This window comes from Kitasatospora sp. NPDC056531 (genome assembly GCF_042794375.1).
In the GTDB taxonomy this organism is placed as follows: domain Bacteria; phylum Actinomycetota; class Actinomycetes; order Streptomycetales; family Streptomycetaceae; genus Kitasatospora.
This window is the reverse complement of sequence record NZ_JBHTTU010000043.1, coordinates 47531-61343: the sequence shown is the minus strand read 5'-3', so window position 1 is coordinate 61343 and position 13813 is coordinate 47531. Positions and strand designations below refer to the sequence as shown.

General features: G+C 74.0%; 15 protein-coding genes. 8 read left to right on the top strand and 7 right to left on the bottom strand.

The features are described from left to right. The first annotated feature begins 195 nt into the window (after positions 1 to 195). Together ACFQ87_RS29305 and ACFQ87_RS29300 are read left to right on the top strand one after the other, a co-directional pair. On the top strand, positions 196 to 1215 hold the full coding sequence (locus ACFQ87_RS29305; protein ID WP_380613850.1) for an N-acetylglucosamine kinase: 1020 nt from the start codon (positions 196 to 198) through the stop codon (positions 1213 to 1215). Between the two features lie 130 nt (positions 1216 to 1345). Beyond that, positions 1346 to 1948 carry a hypothetical protein gene (locus ACFQ87_RS29300; RefSeq protein ID WP_380613849.1) on the top strand — a complete coding sequence of 201 codons (603 nt, stop codon included), beginning with the start codon at positions 1346 to 1348 and terminating at the stop codon, positions 1946 to 1948. A 7-nt stretch (positions 1949 to 1955) separates the two neighbouring features. On the opposite strand, the gene ACFQ87_RS29295 is transcribed toward ACFQ87_RS29300, so the two are convergent. Further along, a complete protein-coding gene (locus tag ACFQ87_RS29295; RefSeq protein ID WP_380613848.1) occupies positions 1956 to 3332 on the bottom strand; it encodes an NB-ARC domain-containing protein in 1377 nt (458 codons plus the stop codon). A 458-nt stretch (positions 3333 to 3790) separates the two neighbouring features. On the opposite strand from ACFQ87_RS29295, the gene ACFQ87_RS29290 reads away from it, so the two are divergent. After that, on the top strand, positions 3791 to 4894 hold the full coding sequence (locus ACFQ87_RS29290; RefSeq protein ID WP_380613847.1) for a hypothetical protein: 1104 nt from the start codon (positions 3791 to 3793) through the stop codon (positions 4892 to 4894). Between the two features lie 105 nt (positions 4895 to 4999). Here the strand turns inward: ACFQ87_RS29290 and ACFQ87_RS29285 are convergent, their stop codons facing one another. Both ACFQ87_RS29285 and ACFQ87_RS29280 read right to left on the bottom strand, forming a co-directional pair. Then, entirely contained in the window at positions 5000 to 5656 is a 657-nt protein-coding gene (locus tag ACFQ87_RS29285; protein WP_380613846.1) for a response regulator, read from the bottom strand. After that, positions 5653 to 6843: a sensor histidine kinase gene (locus ACFQ87_RS29280; protein ID WP_380613845.1), complete on the bottom strand. Its 1191-nt coding sequence runs from the start codon at positions 6841 to 6843 to the stop codon at positions 5653 to 5655. Before ACFQ87_RS29280 ends, ACFQ87_RS29285 begins: the two co-directional genes overlap by 4 nt. A gap of 134 nt (positions 6844 to 6977) precedes the next feature. On the opposite strand from ACFQ87_RS29280, the gene ACFQ87_RS29275 reads away from it, so the two are divergent. Then, complete coding sequence (locus ACFQ87_RS29275) at positions 6978 to 7889, top strand: ABC transporter ATP-binding protein (RefSeq protein ID WP_380613844.1); 912 nt, start codon at positions 6978 to 6980, stop codon at positions 7887 to 7889. After that, the gene (locus ACFQ87_RS29270; protein WP_380613843.1) at positions 7886 to 8746 is read left to right on the top strand and encodes an ABC transporter permease; all 861 of its coding nucleotides are present in this window, start codon (positions 7886 to 7888) and stop codon (positions 8744 to 8746) included. Before ACFQ87_RS29275 ends, ACFQ87_RS29270 begins: the two co-directional genes overlap by 4 nt. Before the next feature lie 4 nt (positions 8747 to 8750). On the opposite strand, the gene ACFQ87_RS29265 is transcribed toward ACFQ87_RS29270, so the two are convergent. From ACFQ87_RS29265 to ACFQ87_RS29250, 4 genes are all read right to left on the bottom strand, one after another. Further along, a complete protein-coding gene (locus tag ACFQ87_RS29265; RefSeq protein WP_380613842.1) occupies positions 8751 to 9314 on the bottom strand; it encodes a DUF4291 domain-containing protein in 564 nt (187 codons plus the stop codon). 67 nt (positions 9315 to 9381) lie between these two features. After that, positions 9382 to 9942, bottom strand: coding sequence for a hypothetical protein (locus ACFQ87_RS29260; protein WP_380613841.1), 561 nt, complete (start codon positions 9940 to 9942; stop codon positions 9382 to 9384). 37 nt (positions 9943 to 9979) lie between these two features. After that, a complete protein-coding gene (locus ACFQ87_RS29255; protein ID WP_380613840.1) occupies positions 9980 to 10465 on the bottom strand; it encodes a hypothetical protein in 486 nt (161 codons plus the stop codon). A 41-nt stretch (positions 10466 to 10506) separates the two neighbouring features. Then, positions 10507 to 11268: a tyrosine-protein phosphatase gene (locus ACFQ87_RS29250; protein WP_380613839.1), complete on the bottom strand. Its 762-nt coding sequence runs from the start codon at positions 11266 to 11268 to the stop codon at positions 10507 to 10509. Positions 11269 to 11449: 181 nt separating this feature from the next. Between ACFQ87_RS29250 and ACFQ87_RS29245 the strand changes: the two genes are divergently transcribed. From ACFQ87_RS29245 to ACFQ87_RS29235, 3 genes are all read left to right on the top strand, one after another. Beyond that, on the top strand, positions 11450 to 12220 hold the full coding sequence (locus tag ACFQ87_RS29245) for a GntR family transcriptional regulator (protein WP_380613838.1): 771 nt from the start codon (positions 11450 to 11452) through the stop codon (positions 12218 to 12220). Between the two features lie 79 nt (positions 12221 to 12299). After that, complete coding sequence (locus ACFQ87_RS29240) at positions 12300 to 13415, top strand: PucR family transcriptional regulator (protein ID WP_380613837.1); 1116 nt, start codon at positions 12300 to 12302, stop codon at positions 13413 to 13415. A gap of 204 nt (positions 13416 to 13619) precedes the next feature. After that, a complete protein-coding gene (locus ACFQ87_RS29235; RefSeq protein ID WP_380613836.1) occupies positions 13620 to 13796 on the top strand; it encodes a hypothetical protein in 177 nt (58 codons plus the stop codon). The last annotated feature ends 17 nt before the right edge of the window (positions 13797 to 13813 follow it).

The window sequence follows — 13813 nt, the reverse complement described above, 5'->3', positions numbered from 1 at the left end:
GGGGGGGGGGGGGGGGGGGGGGGGGGGGGGGGGGGGTGGTGCGGAAACAAGGACGGGGAGCGTTGGTGGGGGGGGGGGGGGGGGGGGTGCGGAAAACCGGGCCGGGGGGGGGGGGGGGGCCTGGGCTGCCGCGAGGAGACCGACCATCCCCGGCCGGGAACCCCGGCCGGGCCACGTACGAGCCGCGGGGACCTCATGACCCACCAGCCCGAACCGCTCCTGCCCGGCGTACTCGCCATCGACGCGGGCAACTCCAAGACCGACGTCGCCCTGATCGGCGCCGACGGCACCGTCCTGGGCACCGCCCGCGGCGGCGGCTTCGCGCCCCAGAGGATCGGCGGCGCCGCAGCCGTCGCCGGCCTCGCCCCGCTGGTCGAGGAGGCCGCCGCGGCGGCCGGCCACCCCTCCTGGAACGGCGTGCTCACCAGCCACGTCAGCGCCTGCCTGGCCAACGCCGACCTCCCGGTGGAGGAGGAGTCGCTGCGCACCGCCCTCGAATCGCACCCCTGGGGCGCCAGCAACACCGTCGTCAACGACACCTTCGGCCTGCTGCGGGCCGGGACCGACGGCCCGCGCGGGGTCGCGGTGGTCTGCGGCGCCGGGATCAACTGCGTCGGCCTGCTGCCGGACGGGCGCACCGCCCGCTTCCCCGCGCTCGGCGAGCTCACCGGCGACTGGGGCGGCGGCGCCGGGCTCGCCATCACCTGCATGTGGCACGCCGTCCGCGCGGAGGACGGGCGCGGCGGGCCGACCGCGCTGGCCCGGGCCATCGCCGAGCACTTCGGCCTGCCCAGCGCCGGGGCCGTCGCCGAGGCCGTCCACCTCGGGCACCTGCCGAACGCCCGGCTGCACGAGATCGTCCGGGTGCTGTTCGCGGTCGCGGGCGAAGGGGACGCCACCGCCCTGGAGCTGATCGACCGGCAGGCCGACGAGATCGTCCGGCTGGCCGTCGTCGCGCTGAGACGGCTGGACCTGCTGGACGCCCCCACCCCGGTGGTGCTCGGCGGCGGCGTCCTCGCCTCCCGGCAGCCGCTGCTGCTCGACAACCTCACGGCGCGCCTCGCCGAGGCCGCCCCGCTGGCCGAGCCGCGGGTGGTCGTCGCGCCGCCCGTCCTGGGCGCGGCGCTGCTCGGGCTCGACCACCTCGGCGTGGAGCCGGCGGCGCAGGCGCGGGTGCGCGAGGCGTACGAGTCGCAGCGGCCGGTCGCGGTCTGAGGCCTGCCTTCTCCCCCAGCCTCCCGCCCCCGCCGGATCCGCACGTCCGGCGGGGGCGGGAACCGTGCAGCGCGCGCCGGTCGTGTACCCGAGTGCAGACCAGCGCCGCCGCCCGGGAGAGACTTGTGCCATGGCCGTGCCCCGCATCCTCCTCACCGCCGCCGCGCTGACCGGCACCGCTCTGGCCTGCCTCACCGGCTGCACCCCCGCCGACTCCCGCCCGACGGTGAACGCGGCCTCCGCCGCGGCCGCCCTCGCCGACGAGGGCGCCGACGAGGATGCCGACGACCTGCTGGACGACGGGGACGACCTCACCGACGACGAGGCCGCCGACTCCCCCGTCCCCGGCACCATCGCCGCCCCGGACCCCGGCTACCAGTGCCCGGCCCCCGGTCGACTGCCCGGCCACCAGGTGCTCGTCATCGTCGCCGCCGACCCGGCCGAGCTCACCGCCCAGCCGGCCCGCTACACCTGCGACCCGCCCAGCTACGAGGCCACCGGCACGCCCGTCCACTACGGCTTCGCGGCCTCGGGCGTGACGGCGACGCTGGTCGACCGCCCGCACGGGGACGCCGCGAAGCCCGTCCAGCTGGACGAGCTGGTCACCCACCTCAACGACTGCCTCGCCGAGCGCGATCCGGCGGATCCGTACGGCTGTTTCGGGAACGCCTACGACGTGGTGCTGGACTCGCACGGGAGGATCATGCGGATCACGGAGATCGAGGGGCCGTAGGGACTGGTCAGCTCGGCTTGGGAGTCAGGAGGGCGGCGGCCTCGGCCAGCATGGTGAGGGGCGGGCCGGTGGGGCCCTGGAGGACCTCGGGGTGGCGGGCGGTCAGGGCGTCGAGGTTGGCTCGCCTGAATCCCAGGGTCTCCCGGTCGTGCCGGCCGGCCACCCAGACGGTCGCCAGGGCCAGCGCGGCGAGCTCGACCAGCTGCGAGCGTCGGGGCCCGGGCGGCACGGAGTCGTGGGCGGCGCGCTGGACCAGGGGGTGCACCTCGACCAGGTCGAGGTGCCAGCCCTCTTCCTGCGGCCTTCGGGTGACCAGGTTGAGGCGGTGCAGGGTGCGAAGCGCCTCGTGGACGGCCTCGGGGGTCGCCCGGGTCTCGGCAATCGTGGCGGCGTAGTGGAGGCGGGCGGCCTCGGGGGTGAGGACGTCCGCCGAGAGGAGCTCGTAGCCGGCCAGGACGGAGGCGAGTTGGAGCACGGGTTTCGCCAGCCCGCCCGTCATGGCGTCCGCGTCCTTGAGGACGGCCGCGAGGACGGCGGCCAGGGTGGCCTCCTGGGCGTCAGGGAGGGCGGCCGGGTCGGGGGCGAGTGCGGACAGGGGGCGGCCGTCGAAGAGCCGGTGGAGGTAGCCGGCGACGGTGGCGCCGGTGTCGGCGCGGTCGATCAGGTAGGCGGTGGCCTGGGCAAGGGCGAGCGGAAGGTGTCCCAGCGCCATGGCCAGGCTCCCGAGTTGGCTGGTCGGCGCGGTCAGGCCGTGGGGGCTCAGCCGGTCGGCGAGGTAGGCGACTGACTCGGACAGCCCGAAGGGCCCGACCTCCAGAACCTGCCGGTCCGCCGTCCGCAGGGACGGGTCACGGCGGCGGGTGGTGACGACCGTACGGCCGCGCGGGGCCGCCGGGGGCCAGAGGGCGCGCAGGTCCGACGGGTCCCGGAGGTCGTCGAGGACGACCAGCCAGCGGCGGTCCGTGGTCCGGAGCCAGGCGAGGAAGCGCTCGGCGGTGGCGGGTTGGGCGAGGCCGAGTTCGGCGGCGGCCCGGGCGTAGGCCCGTTCCACGGCCTGGCGGCTGCTGGCGGCGCCCCAGAGGACGAAGTCGACGTCCTCGCCGCGCAGTTGTTCGTGGACGTGGTGGGCCGCGACCTGGGTCTTGCCGCTGCCGCACATGCCGGTGAGGACGACGGCCGAGGTCTCGACGGCGGCGAGGTCGAGGCCGCGCGGCCGGTAGGCGTCGGCGAGGGCCGGGACCGCTCCCACCTGCCGCACCGGCGGCCGGGGCGGCACTCCCGCGTGCGCGACCCCGCCCAACGGGACCCCGTTGACATTGCGCGCCTGGATGACCATGCCGCCGTAGGACCCGCCGGTGAGCTGATTGTGATGCGAATCGGCCATGGCACCAGTATTCCCGCGGACGGCGGCCGCAGTGGTGCGGACAAGGTAGGGCACCGACCGGGGGGCTGGGAAGGGGTGGTTGTGGTCGTTCGGTGAAGGTCGCGGGGAGGGCGCGGGGGGACGAATACGGTGTAAACCGCACCCTCAACTGTTGAGATACAGCTGCGCTACGCGTGTCAACAGCCCGTCAGCTGCGGCCTTTTGGCGTTCTATACGTTCGCCGGGGGTTTCCTTGGGTCTCGTCTTACTATCGCCGTCGTTGACCCGGTTTCGACGGCGGTGCTTTGCTTCCGGCCGTCGGCGGTAAACCGGTGCCCCATCCCCACTTCACTGACTGTTCATGACGAACCGCCAGTGGTTCCGGACCATCGTCGCTGCTCCTCCCCATTTGTCCCCCACAGTGCCGCCGCGCCCCATCCGTGTGCGGTCGGCATGAGAGAGGAACCCTCACAATGGGCATGTCCCCCACCTCCCGCAAGGCGCGCGTCCGGGCCCTCACCGGGCTCAGCGCACTGGCGCTGGCCGCCACCGGTTTCGCCGCCGCCCCGGCCGCCCAGGCGGACCAGCCGGGCAGCGAGTTCGCCGGGAACAGCCACCCGTACCGGCACGGCGTCGTCCCCACCAAGGAGAGCGCCGAGCACGCCAACGCCGCCTCCGCGGCCGCGACCCGGACGTCGAACCTGAAGTTCGGCGGCGGCGTCGACGGCATCGGTGTCACGACCGGCGCGCCGAAGGTCTACGTGGTCATCTGGGGCTCCCAGTGGGGCACCGCGGGCACCGACGCCAACGGCTACACCACGATGTCCGGCGACCCGTCGGGCGAGGCCGTCCGCGCGCAGCAGCTGTACAAGGGCCTGGGCACCAACAACGAACTCTGGTCCGGCGTCCTGACCCAGTACTGCGAGGGCGTCGCCAAGGGCGCCACCAGCTGCCCGTCGACCGCCTCGCACGTCGGCTACCCGACCGGCGGCGCGCTGGCCGGCGTCTGGGTGGACAACTCCGCCGCCGCGCCGGGCCAGGCCACCGGCAACCAGATCGCCACCGAGGCGATCGCGGCCGCCGGGCACTTCGGCAACACCACGGCGGCCTCCAACCGCAACGCGCAGTACATCGTGCTCTCGCCGACCGGGACCCACCCGGACGGCTTCAACACCTCCACGGGCCAGTTCTGTGCCTGGCACGACTGGAACGGCGACACCACGCTGAGCGGTGGCGCGGCCACCTCCCCGTACGGTGACGTGTCGTTCAGCAACAACCCGTACGTGACCGACATGGGCACCTCCTGCGGCCAGAACTACGTCAACAGCGGCAGCGCGGGCCTGCTGGACGGCGTGACCATCGTGTACGGCCACGAGTACGCGGAGACCGTCACCGACCAGAACCCGGCCGGCGGTTGGACCGACTCCTCCGGTGCCGAGAACGGCGACAAGTGCGCCTGGAAGGGCACCGGCGGCACCGGCGGCGCGCAGAACGTGAACTTCGCGACCGGCTCGTTCGCCATGCAGGCGACCTGGTCGAACGCGGTCAGCGCCTGCCAGATCTCGCACGCGATCGTCCCCTGAGGCATCGCCTATGACGATCTGACACAGGGGTAGAGCGCCGGGGTGGGGTTGTGCGGGCCCACCCCGGCGCTCGTCGCGTTCCCGGGGCGTGTCCCGGGGCGTGTCCTAGGAGGGCGCGACGAGGCCGAACTCGTAGGCGTGGATGACCAGATGCACCCGGTCCCGGGCGTCCAGCTTGGTGAACAGCCGGGCGACGTGCGCCTTGGCGGTGGCCACGCTGATGGTGAGCTCCTCGGCGATCTCCGCGTTGGACAGGCCGCGGCCGACCAGGGTGAGCACCTCGCGCTCGCGCTCGGTGATGCCCTCGGCGGACTTCCGGGGCCGGGCGGCGGCCTCCGGGCGGGCGGCGAACTCGCCGATCAGGCGCCGGGTGATGCCGGGCGCGAGCAGGGCGTCCCCGGCGGCGACCACCCGCACGCCGTCCAGGATGGTCTCCAGGGCCAGGTCCTTGACCAGGAAGCCGCTCGCCCCGGCGCGCAGCGCGCCGTACACGTAGTCGTCGTCGTCGAAGGTGGTGAGGACGAGCACGTGGGTGGACAGTTCGGGGTCGGCGAGGATCCGGCGGGTGGCCTCGATGCCGTCCATGCCGGGCATCCGGATGTCCATCACGGCGACGTCCGGGCGCAGCCGGGCGACCAGTTCGACGGCCTCGGCGCCGTTGCCGGCCTCGCCGACCACCTCCAGGTCGGGGGCGTCGGCGATGAGCACCCGCAGGCCGGTTCGGATGAGCGGCTGGTCGTCGACCAGGACGACGCGGATCACAGTCCCACCTCCAGGGCGGCTTCTTCGGGGATCGGCAGTCGGGCGGCGACGCGGAAGCCGCCCTCGGGGCGCGGGCCGGCGCTGAACTCGCCGTGCAGCAGGGCGACCCGCTCGCGCATGCCGGCCAGGCCGTAGCCGGTGCCGGGGGCGCCGGTCGCGGCACCGGCACCCAGGTCCACTACGGTGACGCCGAGTTCCCGGTCCTCGTATGCGATGGTGACGTGGCAGTCGCGGGTGCCGGAGTGCTTGACCACGTTGGTGACGGCCTCCTGGACGATCCGGTAGGCGGCGAGGTCCACCTCGGGCGGCAGGGTACGGGCGTCACCGCGCCGGGTGAGCGCGACCCGCACCCCGGCGCCCGCGGTCCTCTCCACCAGCCGGTCCAACTCACCCAGCCCGGGCGCTACTTCGAGCGGCGCCGACTCCCCCTCGCCCTGCCGCAGCGCGCCCAGCATCCGGCGCAGCCCGGCCAGGGTCTCCCGGCTGGTCGCCTCGATGGCGTTCAGCGCGTTACGGGTCTCGGCGGGCTGGGTGTCCATGACCCGGCTGCCCATGCCCGCCTGGATCGCGATGATGCCGATGCTGTGGGCGACCATGTCGTGCAACTCGCGGGCGATGCGCAGCCGTTCGGCGGTGACGGCCTGCTCGGCGGCGCGGCCGCGCAGGGCGTCGGCGTGCGCGCGGCTCTGGCGGACGGTGTTGCCGATCAGCCAGGCGATCAGGACGGTCGCGGCGAGGCCCAGGTAGGCGTACGGGTTCACCGGGTAACCGTTGACGGCGCCCCAGGCGTACAGCGTGGTGAGCACGGCCAGCGGCATCGACACCGCGATCGTGGAGACCAGGCGGGAGCGGGTGACCACGCAGTAGGCGACCACCACCTCGGCGATCAGGAACTGCAACGGCGCCGTCGCCGGGACCGTCCACATCCCGAGCGAGTAGACGCCGCCCGCCAGCGCCGCCGCGACCGCCGCCAGCGGCAGCCGGACCAGCAGGAAGGCGACCAGGGTGGTGACCACGGCGGTGACCACCAGCGGCATGTCCTCGGTGTTGCCGTTGTAGTCGAAGAGGTGGCTCAACTCGCTGTCCCTGGTGAAGAACCGGAACACCACGATGGCCGTCCAGAACGCCGCCACCCACACGCCCGCGGGCAGGCGCCTGAGCAGGGGCGGGCGGGGTTCGGTGATCATGACGCGATGGTAGCGGCGGGCGGCGCGGCGGCGCATTGGCCCGCGGGAGTAATCCCGGGGGCGGGGGCGGCGGCTCCGGGTTGTGTCCCGCCGCCCGATGCCCGACTACGGCCCTGACCGGCACCGTTGTCCCCGTGATCGAGATCGAGCGACTGACCAAGCGGTACGGCGCCACCACGGCCGTCGACCAGTTGACCTTCACCGTCCGGCCGGGCGCCGTCACCGGCTTCCTCGGCCCCAACGGCGCGGGCAAGTCCACCACGCTGCGGATGATCCTGGGCCTCAACACCCCCACCGGGGGCACCGTCACCGTGGACGGCGCGCCCTTCGCGAACCGGCCGCGCGGCCTGCGGCACGTCGGCGCCCTGCTGGACGCCGGGGACGTGCACGGCGGGCGCACCGCCCGGGCGCACCTGTCGGCGCTGGCCCGCAGCAACCGGATCCCGCTCGGGCGGGTCGACGAGGTGCTGGCCGAGGTCGGACTCGGCAAGGCCGCCGGCCGGCGGATCGGCGGCTACTCGCTGGGGATGAAGCAGCGCCTGGGCATCGCCGGCGCGCTGCTCGGCGACCCGCCGGTACTGCTCTTCGACGAGCCGCTGAACGGCCTCGACCCCGAGGGCGTGCTCTGGGTGCGCGGGCTGTTCCGCCGGCTCGCCGACGAGGGCCGGACGGTCTTCGTCTCCAGCCACATGATGGCCGAGATGGAGCACACCGCCGACCAGCTGGTGGTCATCGGGCGCGGCCGGCTGATCGCCGACGAGAGCCTGGCCGACTTCTCGGCCCGCAATGCGGAGTCGAGCGTGGCCGTCCGGGCGCCGGAACTCTCCCAGCTGGCCGCCGCCTTGCGCGCCGAGGGCGCCGAAGTCGTGCTGGTGGAGCCGCAGTTCGGGGTCGTCACCGGAATGCCCGCCGAGCGGATCGGCGAACTCGCGCTGCGCCACGGCGTGGTGCTGCACGAGCTCGCCCCCCGGACGTCGTCCCTGGAGTCGGCGTTCATGTCCCTGACCGCCGACAGCGTCGAGTACCTGGCAGGAGAGAGCCGATGAGCACCATGACCCTGATCCGTACGGAGAGCGCCCGTCCGACGGAACCTGCGCCCCGGTTCACCGACCTGCTCGCCGCCGAATGGATCAAACTGCGCTCGCTGCGGTCGACGTACTGGGTGCTGGCGCTCGCCGCGCTGGCGGCGATCGTGATCAACATCAACGCCGTGCACAGCGACCTGACGTACATCGACCACCCGCCGCCGCGGATGCCCGGCATGCCGCCGTACCGGTACGACCCGCTGTACCACGGCCTGAGCGACATCGCCTGCTACCTGATGGCGATCGCGGCCGGCAGCCTCGGGGCGATCACCGTGTTCGGCGAGTACACCACGGGGATGATCCGCACCACCTTCGCCGCGGTGCCGGACCGGCGCGGGGTGATCGCCGCCAAGGTGCTGCTGATCGGCGGGATCACCGCGCTCGCCGGGATCGTGGTGTCGACGCTGTCCTTCTTCACCACCAACGCGATACTCGCCTCCCGGCACGTCGGACTCTCCATCACCGAAGGGGTCAGCCTGCGGGCCGTCCTCGCCTACGCGGCGATCGTGCCGGTCTGCGCGCTGATCGGGATGGCACTGGGCGCGGTGCTGCGGCACGCCACCGCCTCGATCGTGTCGCTGGTACTGCTGTTCTTCATCATGCCGCTGATGTTCGGCGGCGACCGCTACCGGTGGCTGCACGAGATCGGCAGCCACCTGCCACTGGCCACCGTCGGCCGGCTCACCTACAACCCCAACTCCTCGACCACCACGAGCAAGTGGGCGCCGAGCGTGCTGGACGCGTGGATCACCATGGGGGTGTGGGCGGTCGTCGCGGTGGTGGTGACGGCGGCCGTGGTGCGGCGCCGGGACGTATGAGGCCCTACCCGAGGTCGAGGCGCCGCGCGGTCCCGGCGGGCAGCGGGTACGGGCGTTCGGGCGGCAGCAGCCGCTGTGCCTTCGCCACCTGGCCCCCACGGACCAGCGCGGCGATCCGCTGCACCTGCGGGGTGAGGTCGGTGAGTTCGGTGACCCATTCCTCGGCGAAGGTGCGGATCAGCGAGCGGCCGACCCCTACCTGGATGCTGTAGTGGTTCAGCGCCGCCCCGCGCAGCGTCCGCTCCGGATCCCACTGCACATGAACCTCGGCGCGGGCCACCTCCTCAGGGTGGGCGGTGGTCAGCACGGCCCGGCCGAGCGCCTCCTCCCAGCCCTCGCGGGTGATCCGGACCGCCAGCACCCTGGTCTGGCCCGGCTTGCGGGCCCAGTTGCTGCGGTGCATCAGCCAGCGGAACGAGGGCTTGATCCAAGTCATCCGGTGGAAGCTGAACGGCGGCACGAAGCGGCCCGCCGCCAGGGCCGCGTCGGCGACGGCCGGCGGATAGGCCTGGTAGAGCACGATCGTCCGGTCGTCGTGGTCGGCGCGGATCTCGCGCAGTGCGGTCATCGGGACACCTCCTGACCGGGCACGGTGCCAGGACGGACGGGGACGGCGCAACGGGATTGTCGAGGGCTCACGGGATCAGCTGGGCGCCGATCATGCCGCGCCCAGCCTCGACGGTGGCGCGCCAGACCGGGACGACGGCGTCGAAGAGGCCGGAGACGTCGTCCGTCCCCCGCAGGACCTCCAGGGCCCGCTCCTCCGCCGCCGCCCGGGCGGCGGCGTCCAGGTCGAACACCGCCTCGACGGCGGGGAGCGCCGCCCGCACCTCCTCGGGAGTGAGGACCATGTCCCCGAACCAGCCGGGCAGGCCCGCCAGCCGCTCGGGGCCGAGGGCGTGGGCCAGGCCGAGCACCGGGTAGCGGTTGCGGGCAGAGACGCAGACGTACGGGCCGATGTCCTTCTCGCAGTCGTTCCAGGCGTCGTACAGCCCGTTGGGGTCCTGCCCGAGCGGGCCGGACGCCAGCCACTCCAGCTCCTCCGGTCCCAGCCCGTCCCGCCCCCAGCGGCGCAGCAGCTCGCGGTTGTCCGGGTCCGCAGCATGCTCGGCGAGGAGCGCCCGCAGCCTCGGACCGTGCCGCTCGACGGCCCCGGCAGGCGCGGGGATCAGGAACCACATGCCGGAGTAGCTCATGGGTCATCAGGTTAGGTTGGGGGTCCGACAATCCCGGTCAGGTCGGGACCACCTGGGCCCCGATCAGCCCGTACCCGGCCTCGGCGGCGGCGCGCCAGACCGGGAGGACGCCGTCCAGCAGGTCGGGCTCCCTGCTGCCGTCCAGCGCGATCCACAGGCGCTCCCCGGCCTCGGCGCGGGTCGCCTCGTCCATCGTGAACACCGCCTCGACGGCGGGCAGGCTCGCCCGCACCGCCGCTGGGGCCAGCTGGAACGCTTCGAGGCCGGGCGGCAGTCGGGCGAACCGCTCCGGGCCGAGCGCGTCCGCGAGCCCGTGGATCGGATAGCGGCTGAGGGCGGAGACGCTCACCCACGGGCCCGCGTGCTGGCAGATCTCCCACAGCTCGTAGAGGGTCTCGATTCGGTCGTCGAGCGGGCAGAAGTCCGGCGGGTCCGACTGCGGCGGCGGGAACAGCTGAGGCAGGAACCGTTCGGCCTCGGTGGCGGGCAGCGGCATCAGGATCCACATGGCGACAAAACCCATGGCCGTCACGGTAGGCACCGCCACCGACAACGAGCCCGGCCTCAGACGGCCGGGACGGCCGCCTTGGCGCGGAAGACGCCGAGGGTGGCGGCGTCGACGCCGCAGGCGGGGAGGAAGGCCGCCGCGCCGCCGTGGTGGGTGTGGACGCGGGCGAGGAAGACCGACATGGCCTCGGCGGGGGCCTCCAGCAGGGGGGCGGGGATGGTGAGGTGGCGGCCGTCGGAGTCGGTGACGCGGGTGGGGCCCTGGGCGTTGAGGGCGGTGCGGTGGCGTTCGGCGAGGTTGGCGAAGATCTGCGGGAGGGCGTCGGCGGTGCGGGCGTAGTCGGCGACGATGCGCTCGGCGGGGACGCCGAGGAGGTCGAGCAGGAGGGCGGTCAGCAGGCCGGTGCGGTCCTTGCCGGCGGCGCAGTGGAGCAGGACGGCGCCGGGGCGGGCGGCGGCCTCGACGGCGGCGGTGACGGCCTCGGGGGCGGACTCGGCGAGCAGCACGTAGAACTCGCCGAGGTCGGCGGCGGTGGTCATGGTCGCCATGCGGGCGGTGAGGGCGTCGGTGGCGGGGTTCACCGGGGCGGCGACGACGGCTATCCCGGCCTCCTCGGCGGCGGCCCAGTCGGCGGGGCGGGTCTCGCGGGGGTCGCGCAGGTCGACGATGGTGCGGATGTCGCAGGAGCGCAGCTGGGCGACGACGGCCTCGTCGGCGGCCGGGTACGGCTGGGCGGAGCGGTACAGCACGCCGGGGCGGATCCGCAGGCCCTCGGGGTCGCTGAGGAGGGCGGAGTCGCGGAAGTTGACCAGGGACATGCGAGGGGCCTTTCGGTGAAGCCGCACACGGAGACGAACAGGACATCTAGACGTCTAGATGTCTAACCCGTCACCGGGGTGCCGGGCAAGCCGCGGCCCGCGGGGCACCTCTCCATCCCACTCCCGTCGGCCCGCCACGGCGAGCCGGACGGGCGGCCAACAACTTCGTAGGATCGAGGCCGTGGCGACCAACCCCCCGAGCACCCCTCCGAACACCCCGCTGTACCGCCGGCTGGCCCGGCAGCTCCAGGAGCGGATCGACGCCGGCGGCTACCCGGCGGGCGCCCGGCTGCCGAGCGAGCCGGAGCTGAGCGCCGAGTTCGGCGTGAACCGGCTGACCGTGCGGCAGGCGGTGGCGGAACTGGAGCGGGCGGCCGTGGTGGAGATCCGCCGGGGCGTGGGCACCTTCGTCCGCCCGCCCGCGGTGCGGGTGTCGATCGCGGTGGACCCGCGCAGCCAGCGCTTCGACCTGGGCAGCGTGCACGAGGCCCTGCCCGAGGGGGATCAGGGGGACGGCGAGTTCGTGGTCGCCGCCCCGCCGGTGACCGGCTCGGCGGAGGACGAGGAGGTGGCCCGCCAGCTGGGCCGTGCGCCCCGGGAGCTGTCCCGGGTGGACTCGGTGATCCGCCTCGGCGGGCGGGCCCGGGCGGTGTGCAGCTACTGGGTGCCGTTCGGGCCGCTACCCGCCGAGCTGCTCCGGCCCGGCCACGCCGGGAACCTGGTGCTGGACCTGGCGCGGGCGGCCGGAGTGGAGCTGGAGTACGACTGGCGGGCCTTCGGCGCGGTCGGCGCGGACCTGGCGGAGGCCGAGCTGCTCGGCGTGCCGGCGGGCACCCCGCTGCTGGTGCGCGAGGGGGTCAGCTGCACCCCGGACGGCACCCCCGCCCTCTACGTCCGGCGCCGGATCGACGGCAGCAGCGCGCGCTTCGTGCTGCACTTCCGTGAGCGCTGAGCGCCAGGCCTGCGCCCGTAAGGATCCTGCTAAAGTTCACCGCCCGAAATTCAGGCCGCACGGGGGTTGGCAGGACAGCGTGACCGAGGCGAACGAGTGCGACATAACCGCCGAACTGGCCGAGGCCTACCTCGCCCTGCTCGCCGACGTCTCCCGCACCGGGCGCCTGCTGCGCCGGGAGGAGCTGGAGGGCCTGCGCCGGCTCGGTGAGCAGTGCGCCGAGGCCGGTTACGGGCTGCGCGTGGTGGTCGCCCAGTGCCTGGCGACCGCCCGGCGGGCCTGGCAGACGCTGCCCGGCGCGAGTGCCGCGAGCAGCGTCGGCGAGCTGCGCCGGACGGGCGACGCCGTGCTGGCCGTCACCGACGCCGCACTGGCCGCGCTCGGCGAGGGGCACGAGCGTGCGCAGCGCCTGGCGGTCCGTCATGAGGAAGCGGCCAGGCGGGAGTTCATCGACGACCTGCTGTTCGGCCGCAGCGACCTGGGCCTGCTGGCGGAACGCGCGGAGCGGTTCGGGCTGCGGTTGGCGGGCGCGTACACGGTGGCGGTCGCGGTCGGCGACGAGCCGTTCGCGGACGTCCATCCGCTGGTGCACCGGGTGGAGCGGGAGCTCGCCGGGCGGTTCGGCGAGCGGGACGTGCTGCTGGCCAGCAAGGACGGCCGGCTGGTGTGCATCGCCCCGGACTCCGAGCGGGCCGTGCTGGAGGCCTTCGCCGACCTGACGCTGCGCCCCGGCCCCGGCTACCGCCCGGTGCTGCGGGTGGCGACCGGCCGCCGGCACTCGGGCGCGAGCGGGGTGCTGCGCAGCTACGAGGAGGCCCTGGACGCGCTGGACTACGCGCAGCGCCTCGGCCTGCCGGCCCAGCAGCTGAAGGCCGAGGAGCTGCTGGTCTTCCCGGTGCTGATGCGCGACCGGGCGGCGATGGCCGACCTGGTGCGCAGCGTGCTCGGCCCGCTGACCGAGGCACGCGGCGGCGCCCGTCCGCTGCTGGACACCATCGCGGTGCAGGCGGAGGCGGCGTACGTGAACGCGGAGGCGGCGCGCCGGCTGGGGCTGAGCGTGCGCACGCTGAGCTACCGGCTGGAGCGGATCAAGGCGCTCACGGGGTACGACCCCTCCGACGCGTTGCAGCGCTTCACCCTGGAGACGGCGGCGATGGGCGCGCGGCTGCTGAACTGGCCGGAGCAGCCGCTCTAGGACCCGGCCGCAAACCCCGGATGACCTGCTCGGAGCCGTCCCGTTGCCCGGTTGTCGCAATGTCACCGGGAGCGCGCGTACCAGGGTGTCAAAGGGCCGTAAAGATTGCCGGATCCTGGCAATGTGCGGACGCCGCTCCCGCTGCCATGATCTCCCCGGCGCCGAAGCGCGGCGCCGTGGGAAAGACGGGGGAGCGTGGCCGGGATGGGGGGATTCTTCGCGGCCGCACTGGCCTTTCCGACGGCGCTGTTCAGCTTCGCGCTCGTGGTGGTCGTCGGGTACTGGCTGCTGATGCTGTTCGGCGGCCTGGGGGGTTTCGGGCATCCCGAGGGACAGGAAGAGCGGCAAACCACTCGTGGTGGGGGCCCACGATACCTGTGACCCGGAGAGCTGCTACG

Bases quoted from the DNA above. Each gene is read 5' to 3' on its own strand.
- ACFQ87_RS29305 (WP_380613850.1), top strand. From the start codon at position 196: ATGACCCACCAGCCCGAACCGCTCCTGCCCGGCGTACTCGCCATCGAC.
- ACFQ87_RS29300 (WP_380613849.1), top strand. From the start codon at position 1,346: ATGGCCGTGCCCCGCATCCTCCTCACCGCCGCCGCGCTGACCGGCACC.
- ACFQ87_RS29295 (WP_380613848.1), bottom strand. From the start codon at position 3,332: ATGGCCGATTCGCATCACAATCAGCTCACCGGCGGGTCCTACGGCGGC.
- ACFQ87_RS29290 (WP_380613847.1), top strand. From the start codon at position 3,791: ATGTCCCCCACCTCCCGCAAGGCGCGCGTCCGGGCCCTCACCGGGCTC.
- ACFQ87_RS29280 (WP_380613845.1), bottom strand. From the start codon at position 6,843: ATGATCACCGAACCCCGCCCGCCCCTGCTCAGGCGCCTGCCCGCGGGC.
- ACFQ87_RS29270 (WP_380613843.1), top strand. From the start codon at position 7,886: ATGAGCACCATGACCCTGATCCGTACGGAGAGCGCCCGTCCGACGGAA.
- ACFQ87_RS29265 (WP_380613842.1), bottom strand. From the start codon at position 9,314: ATGACCGCACTGCGCGAGATCCGCGCCGACCACGACGACCGGACGATC.
- ACFQ87_RS29260 (WP_380613841.1), bottom strand. From the start codon at position 9,942: ATGAGCTACTCCGGCATGTGGTTCCTGATCCCCGCGCCTGCCGGGGCC.
- ACFQ87_RS29255 (WP_380613840.1), bottom strand. From the start codon at position 10,465: ATGGGTTTTGTCGCCATGTGGATCCTGATGCCGCTGCCCGCCACCGAG.
- ACFQ87_RS29250 (WP_380613839.1), bottom strand. From the start codon at position 11,268: ATGTCCCTGGTCAACTTCCGCGACTCCGCCCTCCTCAGCGACCCCGAG.
- ACFQ87_RS29235 (WP_380613836.1), top strand. From the start codon at position 13,620: ATGGGGGGATTCTTCGCGGCCGCACTGGCCTTTCCGACGGCGCTGTTC.